This is a genomic window from Pseudomonas sp. PDM03 (assembly GCF_014852385.1).
GTDB lineage: Bacteria > Pseudomonadota > Gammaproteobacteria > Pseudomonadales > Pseudomonadaceae > Aquipseudomonas > Aquipseudomonas migulae.
In genome coordinates, this window is record NZ_JACVBM010000008.1 from 147,730 (window position 1) to 168,758 (window position 21,029).

Here is a 21,029-nt window from a genome sequence, read left to right on the forward strand (position 1 = left end):
ACTCGCTATGCGTTGTTTGTTGTTCGCCTGCCTGTTGCTCGGATCATTCCCTTCGTTTGCCCTGGACCGCTTCCAGGTCGAGGGCTATACGCTGCCCAACGGCCTGCAATTGCTGCTCAAGCCCGGCACCGAGCGCGGGCATGTGGCGATTCGCCTGGTGGTCGGCGTCGGCATCGATGATTTCAGCTGCGCCGACAAGGAGCTGCCGCACCTGCTCGAACACTTGCTGTTCAGTGGCATCGACGCCACCGGCGAAGGTGGTCTGGAAGAGCGCATGCAGGCGCTGGGCGGCGAGTGGAACGCCTACACCAGCAACGCCGACACCACGTTCGTCATCGAGGCCCCGGCGAAAAACCAGCGCAAGGTCCTCGACCTGCTGTTGGCGCTGTTGACCCAGACCCGTATCGACGACAACGCCATCAACGCTGCCAAGCAAGTGGTCGAGCGCGAAGACGGTGGTCACTACTCGCACCTGCAGCGGTGGCTGGATCGTCAGGACCTGGGCCACACCGCGAGCAATCAACTGGCCGTGGAGCTGGGCCTTAAATGCCCGGAGCGGGCCGAGGTCGATTACCTGACCCGCGAACAACTGGAGAAGGTACGCAAGGCCTGGTACGCGCCCAATAACATGACCCTGATCGTGGTCGGCGACCTCGACCGCTTGTTGCCGGGTTATCTGGAACGGGCCTGGGGCGAGCTTGACGCGGTTGACCCTACCGATCACCCGCCGCTGCCGGAGATCAACGCCAGCGCAGCCCATGAACGCACGCTGAGTCACGGTATCGTCGGTGCGGGTGCCAAGTTGCACTGGCTGGTGCCGGAGCCCGTGCTGGCGGATCAGCACGACGAAACCTTCGACCTGCTCAAGGATTATCTGGACTGGGCGCTCTATCGTCAGATGCGCCTCGCCCATGGTCTGTCCTACGGCCCCTCCGCCGAGCGCGAAGTGTTTGGCGGCGTGGGCTTCATGAGCCTCCACGCCGACCTTGAGCGCGACGATGTGACGGCGGCGGAACAGGTGCTGGATGAGTTGAAGGCCGGGTTGCTCAAGGACGGCCTGAACGCCGGCACCTTCAACCGCCTCAAGCAGGCCGCCATCGCGCGCCAGGCCTGGGCCGTGCAAGGCAACAGCGCGTTGGCCGATTACTACTGGAGCGCGTTGAGCGACTACGAAGACGGCCGCTTCGCCGACCCGGCCAAGGAACTCCAGGGGGTTACGCTGGAAAAAGCCAACAAGGCCATGCGTGAATTGCTCCTGCAACCGGGTTATCTGCGGATCGAGAAGCCGTTGATGAGTTATGACCAGGTGCTGTGGGCAATTGCCGGGGCGTTCGCTTTGATGGTGCTCGGGCTAGTGGCGTGGCGCATACATCGTAAGCAATAACCAACCCCTGTAGGAGCCGGCTTGCTGGCGATGGTCGTCAACGATAACGCGTATTTTCTGAATAAACGCGGTGCCTTTGAGTCCATCGCCAGCAAGCCGGCTCCTACAGTTTTGCGTAGGCCAGCGAACTCTACTTCACCCTCGCCACACCGCCCCCCGGGCGGTAACCTGTCGGGGTTTTTTCCTACGACTATTGTGAACCGCCGAATGCCTACCCTGACCTTGTTCGTACAGCGCATCCTCGAACTGATGAAGCGCTATCCCGGGGTCATTGCGCTCGGCGGTTTCATTTCCGGGGTCGGCAGCTTCATGCTGGTGGATCGTCAGCAAGGCCTGGCGACGTGGATCACCATCATCATGGTGTTGAGCTGGATCTGGCTGATGCTGGAAAACAGCCTCACCAAGCTCTTCACCCGAATCTTCAAACGGGAAATTCCCCAGCCGTTGCTGCGTTATGCGACGCAGATGATCCACCAGGAAAGCCTGTTTTTTGTCCTGCCGTTCTTTTTCATCACCACCACCTGGAACAGCGGTCAGTTGTTCTTCACCGGGCTGCTGTGCATCGCCGCGCTGATTTCCATCACTGATCCGCTTTACTACAAGTGGCTCGCGCCCCGGCGCTGGGCGTTCCTGGCGTTGCATACGCTGACGCTGTTTGCCGCGCTGCTGACCGCCCTGCCCGTCATCCTGCACCTGACCACCTCCCAGAGTTTCAAACTGGCGCTGGGCACCGCCGTCGTGCTGTCGTTCCCGAGCCTGGCGTCGATCTTCCCTATTCGCACCGTGCGCAATGCGCTGGCAATCCTGAGCATCACCGTCGGCATCGGCGGCGTGGGTTGGGTGTTGCGCTCGTGGGTGCCGCCGGCCACGTTGTGGATGACCGATGTGGCGATCAGTACGCAAATGCAGGACCGCACGCCGGGCAAGAGTCTCGAAGAAGTCAGCGCCGAGCAGATCCGTGGCGATGGCCTGTACGCCTACACCGCGATCAATGCCCCGCGCGGTCTCGACGAGCGCATTTACCATGTGTGGCAGTTCAACGGCAAAGAGGTCGACCGTATCGCCCTGGACATCCACGGCGGGCGCAAGGAAGGCTATCGCGCCTGGACCCACAAGCAGAACTTCCCCGGTAACCCGGCGGGCAAGTGGCAGGTTCGGGTGCTGACCGAGGACGGCCAGTTGATCGGCGTGTTGCGCTTCAAGATCACGGACAGCACACCGACCAAAGAAAAGTAATGCGGTTCGTGCTATTACGTAGCTCTGCGTAACAGCCGAACAAGCACGGAGCTTATGACCAGCAGCACAATGGCCGGCAATGCCCAACTGGACGCCGCTCACTCCCCCGCTCAGCTGCGGGTGACGGGTGACTGGACGCTTGCCCATTACGCCGAACTCAAGGACCTGAGCGAAAAGCTTCGCGGCCAATACGACGACAAAACCCACATCGACCTCAATGGCCTCGGCGCGCTCGACACCGCCGGCGCATCGCTGTTGGTGGAATTGCTCGGTTCGGACCGTCTCGGCAAATCCGCTGAACATCCCGACTGCACCTTGTCTGTCGCCGATCGTGCGTTGTTGCAGACCGTTTATTGCTCGATGACCGACTTCTGCGTACCGATCAAGGAAGCGGAAATCAGCGTCGGCATTCAGTTGCTGACCCGCATCGGCCGTGCAGTGGATGCCGTCTGGCAAGACACCCTGCAGCTGCTGGGCTTCGTCGGTCTGATACTGGAAACCATCGCCCGTGGGCTGTTCCGCCCGAAGCGCTGGCGCATCACGCCTATGGTCGCGCACATCGAACAGACCGGCCTCGACGCCGCCCCCATCGTTGCCCTGCTGACCTTCCTGGTAGGCGCCGTGGTGGCGTTTCTCGGCGCAACGGTGCTGGCGAGTTTCGGTGCGAGCATCTTCACCGTGGACCTGGTGGCGTTCTCCTTCCTCCGTGAGTTCGGCGTGTTGCTCACCGCAATCCTGATGGCCGGGCGCACCGCCAGTGCGTTTACCGCGCAGATCGGCTCGATGAAAGCCAACGAAGAAATCGACGCCATCCGCACCTTGGGTCTCGACCCGATGGAGTTGCTGGTGGTGCCACGCGTGCTGGCGCTGCTGGTGGCGCTGCCGATGCTGACCTTTGTGGCGATGCTTTCGGGGATTGTCGGCGGTGGCGTGGTCTGCGCCGTGGCGCTGGATATCTCGCCGGCGATGTTCTTGTCGCTGCTGCAAACCGACATCGGCGTTCAGCACTTTCTGGTCGGCATCGTCAAAGCGCCGATCTTCGCCTTCCTGATCGCCGCCATTGGTTGCCTTGAAGGCTTCAAGGTCAGCGGCAGCGCCGAGTCCGTCGGGGCGCACACCACGTCGAGCGTGGTGCAGTCGATTTTCGTGGTGATCGTGCTCGACGCCGTGGCCGCGCTGTTTTTCATGGAGATGGGCTGGTGAGTCGTCTACCCCGAGCGCCCTCCGAGGCGGTGATTGAGGTCCGTGGGCTGTGCAATCGCTTCGGTCGTCAGAGCGTGCACGAAAACCTCGACCTGGATTTGTACAAGGGCGAAATCCTCGCGGTGGTCGGCGGTTCCGGCAGTGGCAAGTCGGTGCTGCTGCGCAGCATTGTCGGCCTGCGCCAGCCCAGCGAAGGCGTGGTGAAAGTGTTTGGTAAAAACCTGCCGACCCTGTCCGAACACGAGCGCTCGATGGTCGAACGGCGCTTCGGCGTGCTGTTTCAGAAAGGCGCGCTGTTCTCTTCGTTGACCGTGACCGAGAACGTCGCCCTGCCCCTGATCGAACACGCCGGCCTGAGCCGTAACGATGCCGAACACCTGGCGGCGGTGAAACTGGCGTTGGCCGGGTTGCCGCTGTCGGCGGCGGACAAGTACCCCGCTTCGCTGTCCGGCGGCATGATCAAGCGCGCGGCACTGGCCCGGGCGCTGGCGCTGGACCCGGACATCCTGTTCCTCGACGAGCCCACAGCCGGCCTCGATCCGATTGGCGCGGCAGCCTTCGATCAATTGATCCTGACCCTGCGCGACGCGTTAGGGCTGAGTGTGTTTCTGGTGACCCACGACCTCGACACGCTCTACACCATTACCGACCGCGTGGCGGTGCTGGCGCAGAAGAAAGTGTTGGTGGCGGACGCCATCGACAAGGTGTCGGAAACCGATGACGCGTGGATTCACGAATACTTCCATGGCCCTCGCGGCCGCGCGGCGCTGACAGCCGCTCAACAGCTTAACGAGGTCTGACATGGAAACCCGAGCCCATCACATATTGATCGGCCTGTTCACCGTGATTGTGGTGGCAAGCGCCCTGCTCTTCGGTCTGTGGCTGGCCAAGTCCAGCGTCGACACCGAGTTCAAGGATTACGAGGTCGTCTTCAACGAGGCGGTCAGCGGCCTGTCCAAGGGCAGCGCCGTGCAGTACAGCGGGATCAAGGTCGGCGATGTGGTGAGCTTGCGCCTGGACCCGAAAGACCCGCGTCGCGTGCTGGCGCGGATTCGCCTCGGCGGCGATACGCCGATCAAGGAAGACACCCAGGCCAAACTGGCGCTGACCGGGATCACCGGCACCTCGATCATCCAGCTCAGTGGCGGCACGCCGCAGAGCCCGACGCTCAAGGGCCACGACGGCAACTTGCCGACGATTGTGGCCTCGCCCTCGCCCATCGCCCGTTTGCTCAACGACAGCAACGACTTGATGGCCGGCGTGAACGTGTTGATGCACAACGCCAATCAGATGTTTTCGTCGGAGAACGTCGAGCGCATCAGCAAGACCCTCGAACACCTGGAACAAACCACCGGCACCATCGCCGATCAGCGCGGTGACATCCGTCAGGCGATGCAGCAACTGGCATCGGTCGGCAAGCAGGCGGGCGCGATGCTGGAACAGACGTCGACGCTGATGCGCAACGCCAACGGTTTGCTCAACGATCAGGGCAAGCAGATGTTCGGCAGCGCCGAGCAGGCGATGAAGTCGCTGGAACAAAGCAGCGCGACCATCAATACGTTGCTCACCAACAACCAGGATTCACTCAACAGCGGCATGCAAGGCCTCAATGGCCTGGCCCCGGCTGTACGTGAGTTGCGCGACACCCTGACCTCGTTGCGCGCCATCTCCCAGCGCCTGGAAGCCAACCCGAGCGGTTACTTGCTGGGCAATGACAAGAACAAGGTGTTCACGCCATGAAGCTGACTCACATCGCCCTCCTCGGCGTTTTTACACTGACCAGCGCCTGCTCGATCCTGCCCAAGTCCGAACCGTCCGACGTCTATCGGTTGCCTTCGGTCCAGGGCAGCGTTTCGGGCAGTTATGGCTCGGCGCAACGCTGGTCACTGCGCCTCACCAAACCGCAGGCCAGCGAGGCGTTGAACAGTCCGCAAATCGCCGTGATCCCTCAGGGGGACCTGATCAGCAGCTACAAGGCTTCACGCTGGAGCGATCCGGCGCCGGTGCTGCTGCGCAATCGTCTGCTCGATGGTTTCCAGCGTGATGGCCGGGTGCCGTTGTTGAGCACCGATGACAGCAATTTCCAGGCGGACCTGGAGTTGGGCGGGAGTTTGCAAGCGTTCCAGACTGAATACCAAGGCACAGCGGCGAGTGTCGTTGTGCGTCTGGATGCGTTGCTGGTGCGTGGTTATGACCAGCGCATTCTCGCCAGCCGGCGCTTTGAAGTGCGGCAGCCGCTGAGCGATGTGAAGGTGCCGGCGGTGGTGGCCGGGTTTGGCCTGGCAAGCGATCAGCTGACGGCGCAGGTGGTGGATTGGGCGGTTGAGCAAGGACAGAAAGTCGCGCCACCAGCTAGGCCCTGAAGGTCCTGCGGACCTTATCGCCGGCAAGCCAGCTCCTACAGGTTCGGTGTTGTACGCACGGTGCGTGAACGCCACAATCCTGCAGGAGCTGGCTTGCCAGCGAAAAATCCCAAACTCACCCGAAGAACCAGTAGCAGACGCCAATGGCGCCGAGCACCCCGGCCAGCTCCGCCAGCAACGCACACCCCACCGCATGCCGGGCCCGCTGAATCCCCACCGCGCCGAAGTACACGGCCAGCACATAGAACGTCGTCTCGGTACTGCCCTGAATCGTCGCCGCTACCAAGGCAGGGAAGCTGTCTACCCCGGAGGTCTTCATGGTTTCGATCAGCATCGCCCGCGCGGCGCTGCCGGAGAACGGTTTGACCATCGCTGTCGGCAGCGCGTCGACGAAGCGCGTGTCCCAACCGGCCCATTCCACCAGGTGCCGAATACCGTCGAGGCCGAAATCCAGCGCACCGGACGCCCGTAGTACACCGACGGCACAGAGCATCGCCACCAGATACGGCAGCAGATTCTTCGCCACGTCGAAGCCTTCTTTCGCACCTTCGACGAAGGCCTCGTAGACCTTCACTTTGCGCAGCGCGCCGATCACCAGAAACAGCATGATTATCCCGAAGAGCGTCAGATTGCCGAGGATCGACGACAAACTGGCTAGCGCGGTGGCCGAGAGCGTTGCCAGCAACGCCATGAAACTACCAAGGATCAGGGCGCCAGGAATCATATAAGCCAGCACCACCGGGTCCCAGACGCGAAGGCGTTGCATGAACGCGACAGCCAGGAAGCCGACGATGGTCGAGCAACTGGTGGCCAGCAGGATCGGCAGGAACACCAGCGTCGGATCCGGCGCGCCTTGCTGCGCGCGGTACATGAAGATCGTCACCGGCAACAGGGTCAGGGAGGAGGCGTTGAGCACCAGGAACAGGATCTGCGCGTTGCTGGCAATGGTGTCGCTGGGGTTGAGCTCTTGCAGCGCCTTCATGGCTTTAAGGCCGATCGGCGTGGCGGCGTTGTCCAGGCCCAGGCCGTTGGCGGCGAAGTTCAGGGTGATCAGGCCGATGGCGGGGTGACCGGCCGGCACTTCCGGCATAAGGCGCAGGAACAACGGGCCCAGCGCTCTGGCCAGCCACTCGACGATCCCGGCCTTTTCGGCGATCCGCAGAAAACCCAGCCAGAGGGTGAGGGTGCCGAATAGCAGGACCATGACCTCGACCGACAACTTGGCCATGGCGAAAATGCTTTCCACCATCGCCGCGAAGATCCCGGCATTCCCGCCGATCAGCCACTGCGCCAGCGCCGACACGGCCGCCACAATGAAGAAGCCAAGCCAAAGGCCATTGAGCATCAGTAAATCCCCCGAAGAATGCGGCGAATGATAGCGGGGTAGCCAGAAACGACAAACCCCGGATTTCTCCGGGGTTCATATAAACGCCACATCTTTGTAGGAGCCGGCTTGCTGGCGATCCGGACACCGCGGTTTATCAGACATACCGCGTTATCGTTCATCGCCAGCAAGCCGGCTCCTACAGGTTTAGTTGTTGGACACTTCGCCGACCGGCAGCTTTTCCTTGCTGCGCCAGTGCGGCAGGGAGTTCCAGTAGCGCTGGCCCTTGGCGTCGTCGTACATGCCTTCCCAACGGGCGATGACCAACACGGCCAGGGCGTTGCCGATCACGTTCAGCGCGGTACGCGCCATGTCCATGATGCGGTCGACACCGGCGATGAACGCCAGGCCTTCCAGCGGGATGCCCACGCTGCCCAAGGTTGCCAGCAGCACCACGAAGGACACGCCCGGAACGCCGGCGATGCCTTTGGAGGTGACCATCAGGGTCAGGACCAGCAGCAATTGCTGGCTGATCGACAGGTCGATGCCGTAGAGCTGGGCAATGAAGATTGCCGCGATGCTCTGATAAAGCGTCGAACCGTCGAGGTTGAACGAGTAACCGGTTGGCACCACGAAGCTGCAAATGGCTTTCGGTGCACCGTAGGCTTCCATCTTCTCGATCACGCGTGGCAGCACGGTTTCGGAGGAGGCGGTGGAGTAGGCCAGCACCAGCTCATCCTTGAAGATGCGCATCAGCTTGATCACCGAGAAACCGAACAGGCGAGCGATCAGGCCCAGCACCACGAAGGCGAAGAAGGCGATGGCGACGTAAACCAGGATTACCAGTTTGGCCAGCGGCAGCAGGGACGCGAAGCCGAAGTTGGCCACGGTCACCGCGATCAGTGCGAATACGCCGATCGGGGCGTAGTTCATGATCATGTGGGTGACCTTGAACATGCTTTCCGACACGCCCTGGAACATCGTTACCAGCGGGTCGCGCAACTCAGGCTTCAGGCTCGACAAACCGAGACCGAACAGCACCGAGAAGAAGATGATCGGCAGCATTTCGCCGCGGGCCATGGCCGCGAAGATGTTGGATGGGATCAGGTTGAGGATGGTTTCGATGAACGCGTGTTCATGCTGTACCTCGGCGGCGGTCGCCTGGTACTTGGAAATATCCACGGTACCCAGGGTGCTCATGTCGATGCCGGCACCCGGGTGGAACAGGTTGGCGAGCAGCAGGCCAACGACGATGGCGATGGTGGTGACGACTTCGAAGTAGATGATCGTCTTGAGGCCGATGCTGCCGAGTTTCTTCGCGTCACCGACGCCCGCAATACCGACGATCAACGACGAGATCACGATCGGGATCACGATCATCTTGATCAGACGGATAAAGATATCGCCTGCTGGTTGCAGAACGTTGCTGATCCACCAAGCCTTTTCGGCACTGAAATGGTTGAGCAGCGCACCGATTGCAATCCCCAATACCAGACCGATTAGGATCTGCCAGGCGAGGCTAAGCTTTGCCTTCTTCATATCTTTACCCTTACTTGCGTTTGACTCAGGCAGATGCGGGAACTGGAACGCTTTTGGCGAAAAAGTCTTGTGCATCTGCCCCCGTATAAGGTGCCCCGGAGCGAGTATTTATAGCTCTCTGGCAGGCGAAAAAAGGCGCAACTATTCCGATGCAAGGATGCGACGTCTAATGCCGTAAACGCCTACCCTATGCCGAATCGGCATGAGGTTTTTTCACTGAAAGCGACGTCGCAAACGGTTCGAATATGACATTTCGGCAGGCATATGTGCCGTGAACCGGTCATCTCCGGGCAGGCTGGGTATTTTTTGATCAGTGGTGCGGGAGAGGTATTTCAGAAAAATCCGACAATCAGAGGTGAGAAATCGCTGCAAAATAGGGCAGTTTTTTCTCGATGTACGGTCACGAAAGAAACACCGGGAAAAGTATTTTCCGGTGATTAGTCGTGCGAATGAGAGGTTGGAACAGCGAAACCGGATGGATCGCTCTATTTCAAAGCTTTGCGCGCAAGCTCTTCGCAAGCCCGTCGAGCCATGGAGGGAAGACGAGCTTGCGTCGCAGCTTTTTCCTGACCCGGCCCTTTCGCAGGTACTCCCTGTACCCGTAGGTCACTCCGCCCCTGAAACAGGCAGAACGTCCCGACCCCTTGGTCATGCGTCTACCTTCCTCAGGTAGCGCATTGGAGAGAAGCAATGCTGCTTCTTTCGTGTGACAAATTCGGTACCAGCCCGGATCTTTCTTCAGTTGTTTTCTTCGCCGCGTCTGGCCGCCATCGCGATGGCACTGCCGCCCGGGAGCAGGGCGGCTGCCAACGTTTTGGGTGAACCGCTCATCTTCAACCTCGACCGCGACGGCCAAAGAAGAACGAAGCAATGAACATCACCAGGAACACGACAAAGAGAATCTTGGCGATACCCGTGGCGGTGCCCGCGATACCACCGAAGCCCAGTACTGCAGCGATGATGGCAATGATCAAGAATGTGATTGCCCAGCTCAACATGGTCATTCTCCTTACGCTTCTATTTAGAGAGGCTGCTTGTGATGCGTTTCCCGGCGCCGCGAGCGCGCCAAGTTCGTGTGTCTAGAACACCCAACGCTCCTGACGTGTCAGCTCGTCCGCAGGCTGAGCCTGGTCGACATCCATCATTCGCGTCGGGGCGCTGTCAGCGAAGCTGCTGCTGACGGCGCTGAAGTGGGTTTGGGTCGGATGCTGAATCGACACGCTTGGCGCTTCTTGCTGTTGGCTCTGCTCCCAACGCTGAAACTGCTGGCCGCCGACCAAGGTGATCAGGAGCGCCAGAACAGCAAGCAGGCCTTGCTGGATATGCAGTGGCGAGATACGCAATTGGGCGGCACGTTGGCGATTCATCCTGAAGCTCCTCCCACTCTGTAGTGATCTTGTTATGGGCCTCGTTTCTGAATGCCCTGGTTAATCAGGTTGTTGCAGCCTGCATGCCAGCTTTTAATGATGATAAATACCAATAAAATCAGATAGTTATGATTCTCATAAAAATCATGCCGGACGCATCCTGCACGATGGCTCTTCCACAGTCGTGCGTAATGCACGATGGATTTGTAGGAACTTTCACTTTTTTTGAATTGCGGGGAGGGCGTGGATGTCACAAGGAAAGATGGGGAATCACCTGAAAACCGGCTATCTGATAAAAAAACAACAAAATCAGGCGATTAGCCGTAGGGTGAGGGGCGAGCTACCCTGCTGTAGCCGGAATCGACCAGAATCAACCATGCAACTTGCCCGATTATTCCGGGACTAAACCAAGATCATTCTTTAAGGAGCGTAGGAAAATGGAATCAGCCACTGAGCATCAAGGCCGCATTCTGCTGGTGGACGACGAATCCGCCATCCTGCGAACGTTCCGATACTGCCTCGAAGATGAAGGCTATAGCGTCGCCACCGCCACCAGCGCGGCGCAGGCCGATGCGCTGCTGCAACGCCAGGTGTTCGACCTGTGCTTCCTCGATTTGCGCCTCGGCGAGGACAATGGCCTCGACGTGTTGGCGCAGATGCGCATTCAGGCGCCGTGGATGCGCGTGGTGATTGTCACCGCACATTCGGCTGTGGACACCGCGGTGGATGCCATTCAGGCCGGCGCCGCTGATTATCTGGTCAAGCCGTGCAGCCCCGATCAATTGCGCCTTGCCACCGCCAAGCAACTGGAAGTGCGGCAACTGTCGGCCCGTCTGGAGGCGCTGGAAGGTGAAGTGCGAAAACCCAAGGACGGTCTGGATTCCCACAGCCCGGCGATGAAAGTGGTGCTTGAAACCGCCCGCCAGGTGGCCAGCACGGATGCCAACATCCTGATCCTAGGCGAGTCCGGTACCGGCAAGGGGGAGCTGTCCCAGGCCATTCATGGCTGGAGCAAGCGTGCGAAAAAATCCTGCGTCACCATCAACTGCCCATCGCTGACCGCCGAACTGATGGAAAGCGAGCTGTTCGGTCACAGCCGTGGCGCGTTCACCGGCGCCAGTGAGAGCACGCTCGGACGAGTGAACCAGGCTGATGGCGGAACGCTGTTTCTCGACGAAATCGGCGATTTTCCCCTGACATTGCAGCCAAAGTTGCTGCGATTCATCCAGGACAAGGAATATGAGCGCGTCGGCGATCCGGTCACCCGCCGCGCCGATGTGCGCATCCTCGCGGCCACCAACCTCAATCTTGAAGACATGGTCCGCGACGGACGTTTCCGTGAAGATTTGCTCTATCGCCTGAACGTCATCACCTTGCACCTGCCACCGCTGCGCGAACGGCGGGAAGATATTCTGAACCTGGCTGACCGTTTTCTGGCCCGGTTCGTCAAGGAATACGCGCGTCCTGCGCGGGGCTTCAGTGAAGAAGCCCGTGAAGCGCTTCTCAACTATCGCTGGCCCGGGAACATCCGCGAGCTGCGCAACGTGGTCGAGCGGGCGAGCATTATTTGTCCACAGGAACGGGTTGAAATCAGCCACTTGGGCATGGCCGAAACCCCGGTCAACAATGCGCCACGCATCGGCGCTGCGCTGAGCCTGGATGAACTGGAGAAGGCCCACATCGGCGCGGTCCTCGCCACCGCCGACACCCTGGATCAGGCCGCCAAGACCCTCGGCATCGACGCTTCGACGCTCTACCGCAAACGCAAGCAGTACAACTTGTGAGCCCTGCGCGATGAAACTGGCGATGAAGTTGCGTACTCGGCTTTTTCTGAGTATTTCCGCCTTGATCACCGTGGCGCTGTTGGGGCTTTTGCTCGGTCTGGTCAGCGTGATGCAGATGGCGGGAACCCAGGAAGCGCTGATTCGCAACAATTTCGTCACCCTGGATCTGGGCCTGAAGATGCGCCAGACCTTGGGCGATCAACTGATCCTCATGCTGGGCGAAAAATCGGATCCTGCGGCGTTTGAAACGTCCAGGCTGCATTATCTGCAGTTGGTGGATGAAGGCATCGCCCATGAGCAGAACCAAGAGAGTGGCCAAAACGGTTTCAGGCAAGCCAAGGACGATTACCTGCGGTTTCTTCAGGCGCTGGACCAGGCACACGATCCGTCCCACTTACTGAGTGGCAACGAAGACCTCGCCGAAAAACTCAACGTATTGCGCAACGGGCTGATTACCGAGCAAAAGCGAGCGCTGGATACCATCAATGAAACGCAACGTCAGGCGCGGGAACGAGCGCTGCTGATTGCCGGCCTGCTCGGTCTGGTCGGGCTGGCGGTGCTGATCATCGGTTTCGTCACCGCTCATGCGATTGCACGTCGTTTCGGCGAACCGATCGAGGCGTTGGCGCAGGCCGCCGACAACATCGGCCAAGGCAATTTCGAGGTGACCCTGCCGATTTCCTCGGCAGTGGAAATGAATCTGCTGACCAAGCGTTTCGGGATCATGGCCGAGGCTCTGCGTCAGCATCAGGCGACTAATATCGACGAATTGCTCGCCGGCCAGCAGCGTTTGCAGGCGGTGCTCGACAGCATTGATGACGGGCTGCTGATGATCGACCGCGACGGCCATCTGGAACACCTCAACCCGGTGGCGCAGCGCCAGTTGGGTTGGGACACCGATCGTCTTGGTCAGGGGCTGGGGGCCGCGCTCGAACGCCCCGAGCTGGATCAACAGCTGCAACTGGTGCTGCGTGGCGGCACGTTGGAGCGGGCGCCGGAGGACCTGAGTATCGAGGTCGATGGCGAGTCGCGGTTGCTCACGTACAGCCTGACGCCGGTCAGTCATACCCAGGCCCAGATTCTGGGCGCGGTAATGGTGTTGCATGACGTCACCGAGCAGCGTGCTTTCGAGCGAGTGCGCAGCGAGTTTGTGTTGCGTGCGTCCCATGAGCTGAGAACGCCGGTCACCGGGATGCACATGGCATTCGGCCTGTTTCGGGAGCGCACGCACTTTGCGCAGGACTCGCGAGAAGCGGACCTGCTGGACACCGTCAATGAAGAGATGCAGCGTTTGATGCAACTGATCAACGACTTGCTGAACTTCTCCCGCTATCAGAACGGACTGCAGAAACTCTCGCTGGCGCCGTGTTCCATCGAGGAGCTGCTTGAGCGGGCACGGTCGCGGTTCGCCGATTCAGCACAAGAGAAGGGCATCAACCTGCTGGTGGAGGTGCAAGGTCCGTTACCGTGGTTGCAGGCCGATCAACCGCAACTGGACCGTGTGCTCGATAACCTGATCGACAACGCCTTGCGACATACCGGCCCTGACGGCCAGATACGCTTGCAGGCGCGGCGTCATGGGGAGCGGGTGATCATCAGCGTCGAGGACAATGGCGAGGGCATCGCCTACGGCCAGCAGGGGCGGATCTTCGAGCCTTTTGTGCAGGTCGGGCGCAAGAAGGGTGGCGCGGGGCTCGGCCTGGCGTTGTGCAAGGAAATCGTGCAGTTGCACGGTGGGCGGATGGGGGTTTATTCGCGGCCGGGGCAGGGCACGCAGTTCTACATGGCGTTGGCGGTTTAACGCGCGTTTACGCTTCGTCGTCCAGGCGTCGACCGGCCAGTCGCCGACCCCGGGTAATCAGTTCGATGAACTGTACGGCGCTCAATGCATGGGCGAACAACCAGCCCTGACCGAACTTCACCCCTTCACTGCTCAAAAATGCGGCCTGGGCTTCATGCTCGATGCCTTCGGCAATCACCTTCAAGTGCAACGACTGGGCCATGTGAATGATATACGGCGCCACGCCACTGCTGGCGGCGTCATGCCCCAGCGCATCGATGAACGCCTTGTCGATTTTCAGGCAGTCCACCGGCAGGGTTTGCAGATAGGCGAGGCTGCAATAGCCGGTGCCGAAGTCATCGATCAATACCTGATGCCCGACATCACGCAAGGCCTGCAGATTTTCCCGGGCCACCACCACGTCAATCAATCCCCGTTCAGTCACCTCAAAGGCAATCTGCTTGGCTGCGACACGGTGCAAGGTCAGCAGGCGCGCCATCACCTGACCGATTCGCGGCACCATGACATCGCACGCAGCGAGGTTGACCGAGATGTACAGTTGCGGATTGGCCCGCAACAACTGCCCCAATTGCTCCAGCAGGCGTTGCAGGACGAAGTCGGTCATCTGACGGATCTGGCCGGTGTTCTCCGCCATCGGAATGAACAGATCGGGGCTGGTCAGGGTGCCATCCGGCCGGCGCCAGCGCAGCAAGGCTTCGGCTCCGACGCAGTTGCGGCTGTCGAGGTCGAAGATCGGTTGATACAACACCTGCAACTCGCCACGTCGTATCGCACCGGTCAATTCGGCGTCCAGCGACTGCCGCTGACGCACCAGCAGAAACACCATGAAGCCCACCAGGACTCCCAATGCCAGGCTGGCCGGTACCAGCCACCACCAGGCGGTGGGCACATTCACGGCGGTGCGCGGGGTGATCAGCACCAATTGGTATTCGGGGCTTTTGGTCGGCATGAGGTAAATCAAGCGAGTCGGGGTGACTTGCAAGGCTTCGCTGCTCTTCGGTGGCCAAGGCTCGGTCGGCGGCCAGGCTTGCGGGGAGCCCAGCACCGGAATCGCGCGGGTGCCGTGGTCGAGTATCACCAAAAGACTGCTGCCCGGCGACAGGTCGACCATGTCGGTCAAATGTCCGCGAGAGGTCGCGACTCGGAAGTTGCCCCGTCCGAGCATGAGTGCGGCGCGGTTTTCATCAGGTTCGGTGGTGGTGTTCAGCCAATAACTGTAAGTGGGGTCTTGAATGTCCGGTGCTCGTGACAGCGACAGTCCTTCCTGGCTCGGTCGGTTGGAGCAGATCTTCGAGGCATCCATATACGCGGCCTCGTAAATGAAGCGGTAATTGAAGGTGACCTGCTGCAAAGTGGCGATCATGTCTTTGTCGCAGGTTCGAAGCGGTTGGGCCTCCAGATCATCGAGGCCTTCGCGCAGTTGCCCGAACAACTGCTCCAGGCGCGAAAGAAATCGCTCACCTTGCGCGTTCATTTCCAGGCTTTCGTTCTGCTCGATCTGATGAATGGCCACGAACAGGCTGAGCGCCAATAGCAACGCACTGCTCAGGGCAGCCGCCAGCATCGCCAAAAACCACGGGCGATAGAACCAGCTACGAAGCGTCTCTCGAGCAGCAGGCATATGGGAATATCCGAAGAATTACCAATGAGTTATAGCTGCTGATTGGGAAAAAGCCCGAACCGTCGGGCGGGCGTCATTATTTTGTCTGATTCAACACCTGGAGAAGTGCAGCTGTCTGCGCATCCGGCATGCCGTCGAAGCGCGACGGCCGGAAATGCATTTGAAAGGCGCCGATCACGTGACGCGTCGCCACATCCAGCTCGCCGGTTTGCGGCGTGGCGTAACCGAGGCGGGCCAACTGCGCCTGAAACCAGCTGACGCTCGGCAGTTTCGAATCGAACTGCACTTGTTGCCGCGCCACGGTCTGCTCGTCTGGCCAAACACCAAGGCCTTCGGCGGCCAGGCGCTTCCAGGGGAAAAGCGGCCCCGGGTCCAGCTTGCGGAATGGCGCGATGTCGCTATGGCCGATAATGCTGCGGGGGCTGATGGCGTGACGTTTGCTGATGTCTTTTAGCAAGACGATCAAGGACTGGACCTGAGCTTCGCTGTAGGGATACCAGTAACGCCCTCCGGTCGGGAGTTCCTTGAATCCTGGGTTGACGATTTCAATGCCGATGGAGCTGGAATTCAGCCAGGTCCGACCCTGCCACTCACTCTCTCCGGCGTGCCATGCCCGTTGGTTTTCGTCCATCAACTTATAGATAGTGGCGTTTGTGTCGTCGCCGATCAGGTAATGGCTGCTGACTTCGCCGTGGGTCAACAGTTGCAACGAGCGTTCCAGCGATGCCGAGGTGTAATGCACCACCACGAATTGAACGCGGCTGTCGTGATTGGCCGAAGGATGGCTGGTGTCGAACCGAGGTCCGCTGGCACAGCCGGCCAACAGGATCAGCGACACGAAGAGGGTGAGAAATTTCATGGTAGAGACAGTACGCGCAAGACAGTAATGCAACAGTGTAACGTACTGCCTTGCGCGAGAATGGTCGGCGCGAGCTTTTAAACAAAATGGAACAATTGGCCGTCAGCCCAGTTCCACTCGGTTACGCCCGGCATGTTTTGCACGATACAGCGCCTGATCGGCTCTTTTAAGCACCAGATCGCTGTGTTCGCCGGGTTTGAACGCTGTCAGTCCCATGGAAATGGTGATGGTCACCGGCTCGCTTTTGAAATGGAACGGGCAGGCTTCGACCGCCGCTCGCAAGCTTTCCAACAGTTTTGCGCCGACGGCCGGCACTGTGCCGGGCATTAACAGGACAAATTCTTCTCCGCCAAAGCGTGCAATGAAATCTGTCCCTCGCAGGCGCTTACGCAACACCGTGGCGATGATTTTCAGCACTTTGTCGCCCGCCAGATGACCATAGTTATCGTTGATGCGTTTGAAATGGTCGAGGTCGAGCATGGCCAGCAGAAGGGTGTTGCCGTGCTGCTGCCACTGATGGATTTCGTGGTCGAGCCGCTCGCTCCAGGCCGCCCGGTTCGGCAGCCCGGTCAGCGGGTCGATCAAGGCTTTCTGGCGCTGCTCTTCGAGATGTTCGCGATAACCCTGGGCTTCCTGCTCCATGTGCGCCACCCGTTCGGCCAGGCCTTTCAGGCGGGCGGCCACTTCCTGTTCGCGTTCGTCGCGCTGCTTCTGGTGTTGGTCCATGGTGCCCAACAGGCCTTCGAGGTGGTTCTCCAGCACATGCTTGAGGTCGTCCAGGTCGGCGGCTTCCTGCATGCTGCTCTGCAAGCCGTCGACTTGTTCGCGGATCTGCGTGTCCATTTGCCGTGCCGCAGATTGGTTGTCGGCATGGCCATCGCTGGCGGCTTGCAAGTTGCTCTGGAACGACTCGAGGCGTTCGTTGAGTTGCTGCAAATAAACTTCGAACTCGTGCTGTCCGCTGTTGTTGATCGCCAGCATCAAAGTTGCCAGATCGTCGAGGATCGGCAGCAATTCGTACCAGTTCAAACCGTTTTGCAGGCGATCACGCATCGCTTCGGCTTGTGGGCGATGACGTTCGGGGAGCGACAGGTCGTCGAGCAGGCCCAGTAGCGTGTCTTCGATGTGCTTGGCCACTGAGCTGTAGGACGGCTCGGGCGAGTCCGGAAGGGCGTAGAGAATATCGTGTTCAGGTTGTTCCGGATCGATGGCGGCCAGCGCCTGGATCACGGGCGAGGGCAGGGGCAAGCTGTCGAGAAGCACCACCGGGGTGAGTTCGTCGGGATTGGCAGGCGGTTGAGCCTCGACAACCGGTGTCATCGCGGCGGGTGTCGGTTGCTCCGGTTGTTGAACCTGCGGCGGGGCCGGTGTTTCCACGTCGGGTACTGGCTGAGGCTCAACAACTGGCGGGACAAACGCCACGACGGCAGGCGGCGGGGCGTCTGTAGGCGTTTCGATCACTGGCGGCTCGGGTGCGGCCGCGTGCGTGTCAGGCGCGGTTACTGGTGGCTCTGCTGCGACGGGTGCGGATTCGACGGCGACTCGCGGCGTCTCGGTAGGCAAAGCAGCAATGGCTTCTACAGGCGCTGGAGCGGACGCCTGGGCCTGCGGAGCCGCAGCTTCCGGAGTGGCTTCATCCGCGTCACGACTGCCGAACAGTCGTTGCAGCAAACCCGGGCGACCGGGTTCTGTCGGGGTCTCCAGCTGATTCAAGGCTTTGCCTTGCAGGCCGCTCAGTTCGCTGAGCAGCAACGGGATCTCGCGCGCCTGGCTGACGCGTCCGTCCAGGGTTTTGGCAAAGTTCTTGAGTGGCCGGCTCACTTCCCGGGGCAACGGCAACGTTTGCAGTTGCGTTACCAGCGAGGTCAGCGCGGCACTGGTCTGATTGACTCGGGTTTCGCGACGCTGTTCGGAGTCGAGTACTGCTTTTTCCAGTCGCGGAAGCAGCGCCGCCAGGCCCGCATCCATGTCATTGGTGCGGATGACCTCGCGCATTTCTTTCATGCACTGGTCAACAGCGCGGTCAGTGCCCTCGGCCGCCAGCGTACTGCGCACCAACCCCCGACGCAGCAAGTCGAGCCGGGCGTCCCAGCGACGCTCGAGTTTTTCCTGTTGTTCGATGCTTTTGAGGTATTTCTCTTTCCAGCGCTGTGCTTCGTCGCTCATTCAGGGGTTCCGCGAGGGGCAGGACTCAACGCGGGGAATGCATCGGCCGTGAGCGAACCCGGCAGACGAATTTCTACCGCGACCGGCAGGTGATCGGAAATGGGTTGAGCCAACACTTCGACCTTTTCCAGCGTCAGGGTCGGGCTCAGCAGAATGTGGTCCAGGCAGCGCTGCGGGCGCCAGCTGGGGAAGGTCGCTTCCAGTTGCGGCGCCAGCAGGCCGAGGTCGCGCAACGCGGAATTTTGCAGCAGATCACTGGCATGAGTGTTCATGTCACCCATCAGCACCTGGTGTTTATAGCCGCCAATCAACTCGCGGATGTAAGCCAGTTGCATGCTGCGGGTGCGGGCGCCCAGCGCCAGATGCATCATGACCACCACCAGTGCTTCCGGACCTTCGCCGAAGCGCACCAGGATCGCCCCGCGACCCTTGGGCCCCGGCAGCGGGTGATCTTCAATCGCCCACGGGCGCAGGCGGCTGAGCACGCCATTGCTGTGCTGGCCGAGACGACCGAGGTTGCGATTGAGTTGTTGATACCAGTAGGGGAAGGCGCCGAGTTGCGCCAGGTGTTCCACTTGATTGACGTAGCCGGATCGCAGGCTGCCGCCATCGGCTTCCTGCAGTGCAACCAGATCGAAGTCGCCCAGCAGATTGCCGATTTTTTGCAGATTGTCGGCACGCCCGGTGTGCGGCAACAGATGTTGCCAGCCCCGGGTCAGGTAGTGCCGATACCGCTCGGTACTGATACCGACCTGGATATTGAAGCTGAGCAAGCGCAGACGGCTGTCTGCGGGCAGGCCCGTCGATTCCAGGTGATGCTCGTTGACCTGCGGATCATGCAGGCCAACGACGCGTTCAGTACCCCAGCGGCGCATGGCAGGTCCCGCGCTTAGTTGGCTGCAGCCTTGTTAGCCGCTCGCTCTTTGTCGACCAGTTTGTCGGCCAGTTGCAACGCTTGCTCGGCGCCGCCGGCAGAGCCCACGTCAAAGCGGTACTTGCCGTTGACGATCATGGTTGGAACGCCGGAGATTTCATATTTCTTGGCCAGTTCTTTGGCTTTGTTGATTTGGCCTTTAATGGCGAACGAATCGAAGGTCGCCAGGAACTTGTCCTTGTCTACGCCTTGAGTCGCCAGGAAGTCGGCCATTTCGTCTTTATCGGTCAGCTTTTTGCGTTCTTTCTGAATCGCGTTGAACACTGCTGCGTGAACCTTGTTCTCGACGCCCATGGCTTCCAGGGTCAGGAACATCTGGCCGTGTGCGTCCCACGGGCCGCCGAACATTGCAGGAATACGCACGAAATTCACGTCGGACGGCAGCTTCTCGACCCAGGGATTGATCACTGGCTCGAACGCGTAGCAATGCGGGCAGCCGTACCAGAACAGCTCCACCACTTCGATCTTGCCAGGCACTGCAACCGGAACCGGATTGCTCAGTTCGACATAAGGGGCGGCGGGGGCTTCGGCGGCTTGGGCAGTCATGCCGAACAGGCTGGCAGCGACGAGTGCGGCGCTGATGATCAGATTACGCATGCTTTACTCCTGGACAATTTGGGTCGCCTCGCGCGACCTGTTTTCAGACAGGTCATGGCGGGCTTGAGTTCTGTAGTGTAACGGCAGCAGGCACAAAAAAGGGTGGCCTGAGCCACCCTTTTTATACTTGCTGCGACGGATTAATAGAGCGTTAACGTTGCAGGAGATGTACGTCCCGCGCGGCGCCCGCTTCGCCGTCTTAGTGCAGGCCTTGAATGTAGCTGGACACTGCTGCGATGTCTTCGTCGCTCAGCTTTTTGGCAATGCTCTGCATCGTCTTGGTATCGCCGTCGTTGTTGCGACCGCCTTCTTCCTTGCGGAAATCGGTCAGTTGCTTGGCGACGTATTGAGCGTGCTGGCCACCCAGGTGCGGGAAACCGGCGGCGGCATTGCCCGCGCCATTTGGCGAGTGGCAGCCGGTGCAGGATGGAAGGCCCTTGGCCAGGTCGCCACCACGGAACAGTGCTTCACCGCGAGCCACGACTTTCGGGTCGGCGGCGCCAACGCTGCCTTTCTGACTGGCGAAGTAGGCAGAGATATCAGCCAGGTCCTGATCGCTCAGGTTGGTCAGCAGGCCGGTCATTTCCAGAACGGTGCGCTTGCCCGACTTGATGTCGTGCAATTGCTTGGTCAGGTAGCGTTCACCTTGCCCCGCCAGTTTTGGAAAGTTTGGCGCCATGCTGTTGCCATCCGGGCCGTGGCAGGCGCCACATACGGCGGCTTTGGCCTGACCGGCTTTTGCATCACCCGGTTGTACTGCCTCACCTGCAGCATGGGCCATGCCGGAGATGCCCACGGTCAACAGCAGACTCACGATCAATTTGTTCATCAGCTAATCCAACTACGGCTAA

At 60.2% G+C, this 21,029-nt stretch carries 18 protein-coding genes; 8 read left to right on the plus strand and 10 right to left on the minus strand.

Annotated features, from left to right (window positions below):
* Positions 1–7: 7 nt before the first annotated feature.
* From IB254_RS14255 to IB254_RS14280, 6 genes are all read left to right on the plus strand, one after another.
* Positions 8–1,384: a M16 family metallopeptidase gene (locus tag IB254_RS14255; protein WP_192417827.1), complete on the plus strand. Its 1,377-nt coding sequence runs from the start codon at positions 8–10 to the stop codon at positions 1,382–1,384.
* 207 nt (positions 1,385–1,591) lie between these two features.
* The gene (locus IB254_RS14260) at positions 1,592–2,620 is read left to right on the plus strand and encodes a DUF5924 family protein (protein ID WP_192417828.1); all 1,029 of its coding nucleotides are present in this window, start codon (positions 1,592–1,594) and stop codon (positions 2,618–2,620) included.
* Between the two features lie 54 nt (positions 2,621–2,674).
* Positions 2,675–3,823, plus strand: coding sequence for an ABC transporter permease (locus tag IB254_RS14265; protein ID WP_032828683.1), 1,149 nt, complete (start codon positions 2,675–2,677; stop codon positions 3,821–3,823).
* Entirely contained in the window at positions 3,820–4,623 is an 804-nt protein-coding gene (locus IB254_RS14270; RefSeq protein WP_192417834.1) for an ABC transporter ATP-binding protein, read from the plus strand. Before IB254_RS14265 ends, IB254_RS14270 begins: the two co-directional genes overlap by 4 nt.
* Before the next feature lies 1 nt (position 4,624).
* Positions 4,625–5,563, plus strand: coding sequence for an MlaD family protein (locus tag IB254_RS14275; protein ID WP_192417836.1), 939 nt, complete (start codon positions 4,625–4,627; stop codon positions 5,561–5,563).
* Positions 5,560–6,186 (plus strand): ABC-type transport auxiliary lipoprotein family protein, encoded by a 627-nt coding sequence (locus tag IB254_RS14280; RefSeq protein WP_192417838.1) that lies wholly within the window; start codon positions 5,560–5,562, stop codon positions 6,184–6,186. The genes IB254_RS14275 and IB254_RS14280 overlap by 4 nt, the downstream gene beginning before the upstream one ends.
* A 115-nt stretch (positions 6,187–6,301) precedes the next feature.
* On the opposite strand, the gene IB254_RS14285 is transcribed toward IB254_RS14280, so the two are convergent.
* From IB254_RS14285 to IB254_RS14300, 4 genes are all read right to left on the minus strand, one after another.
* On the minus strand, positions 6,302–7,531 hold the full coding sequence (locus IB254_RS14285; protein ID WP_008027633.1) for a nucleoside recognition domain-containing protein: 1,230 nt from the start codon (positions 7,529–7,531) through the stop codon (positions 6,302–6,304).
* 186 nt (positions 7,532–7,717) lie between these two features.
* On the minus strand, positions 7,718–9,049 hold the full coding sequence (gene gltP / locus IB254_RS14290) for a glutamate/aspartate:proton symporter GltP (protein ID WP_008044718.1): 1,332 nt from the start codon (positions 9,047–9,049) through the stop codon (positions 7,718–7,720).
* An 833-nt stretch (positions 9,050–9,882) separates the two neighbouring features.
* Entirely contained in the window at positions 9,883–10,047 is a 165-nt protein-coding gene (locus IB254_RS14295) for a DUF1328 domain-containing protein (RefSeq protein ID WP_003177151.1), read from the minus strand.
* An 81-nt stretch (positions 10,048–10,128) separates the two neighbouring features.
* Entirely contained in the window at positions 10,129–10,416 is a 288-nt protein-coding gene (locus IB254_RS14300) for a hypothetical protein (protein ID WP_192417840.1), read from the minus strand.
* Between the two features lie 437 nt (positions 10,417–10,853).
* Here IB254_RS14300 and algB point away from each other — a divergent pair, with 437 nt between their 5' ends.
* Entirely contained in the window at positions 10,854–12,200 is a 1,347-nt protein-coding gene (gene algB, locus IB254_RS14305; protein ID WP_192417842.1) for a sigma-54-dependent response regulator transcription factor AlgB, read from the plus strand.
* 10 nt (positions 12,201–12,210) lie between these two features.
* Entirely contained in the window at positions 12,211–14,001 is a 1,791-nt protein-coding gene (locus tag IB254_RS14310) for an ATP-binding protein (protein WP_192417845.1), read from the plus strand.
* Between the two features lie 7 nt (positions 14,002–14,008).
* Here IB254_RS14310 and IB254_RS14315 read toward each other — a convergent pair whose 3' ends face one another.
* The 6 genes from IB254_RS14315 to IB254_RS14340 form a co-directional block, all read right to left on the minus strand.
* A complete protein-coding gene (locus IB254_RS14315) occupies positions 14,009–15,622 on the minus strand; it encodes an EAL domain-containing protein (protein ID WP_192417846.1) in 1,614 nt (537 codons plus the stop codon).
* A gap of 76 nt (positions 15,623–15,698) precedes the next feature.
* Positions 15,699–16,481, minus strand: coding sequence for an N-acetylmuramoyl-L-alanine amidase (locus IB254_RS14320; RefSeq protein WP_192417847.1), 783 nt, complete (start codon positions 16,479–16,481; stop codon positions 15,699–15,701).
* A gap of 102 nt (positions 16,482–16,583) precedes the next feature.
* Positions 16,584–18,647, minus strand: a complete 2,064-nt coding sequence (locus IB254_RS14325; RefSeq protein ID WP_192417848.1) for a GGDEF domain-containing protein — start codon at positions 18,645–18,647, stop codon at positions 16,584–16,586.
* The gene (locus IB254_RS14330) at positions 18,644–19,522 is read right to left on the minus strand and encodes an endonuclease/exonuclease/phosphatase family protein (protein WP_192417849.1); all 879 of its coding nucleotides are present in this window, start codon (positions 19,520–19,522) and stop codon (positions 18,644–18,646) included. Before IB254_RS14330 ends, IB254_RS14325 begins: the two co-directional genes overlap by 4 nt.
* A gap of 14 nt (positions 19,523–19,536) precedes the next feature.
* On the minus strand, positions 19,537–20,178 hold the full coding sequence (locus IB254_RS14335) for a thiol:disulfide interchange protein DsbA/DsbL (protein ID WP_192417850.1): 642 nt from the start codon (positions 20,176–20,178) through the stop codon (positions 19,537–19,539).
* A 199-nt stretch (positions 20,179–20,377) separates the two neighbouring features.
* The gene (locus tag IB254_RS14340; RefSeq protein WP_192417851.1) at positions 20,378–21,007 is read right to left on the minus strand and encodes a c-type cytochrome; all 630 of its coding nucleotides are present in this window, start codon (positions 21,005–21,007) and stop codon (positions 20,378–20,380) included.
* Positions 21,008–21,029: the final 22 nt, after the last annotated feature.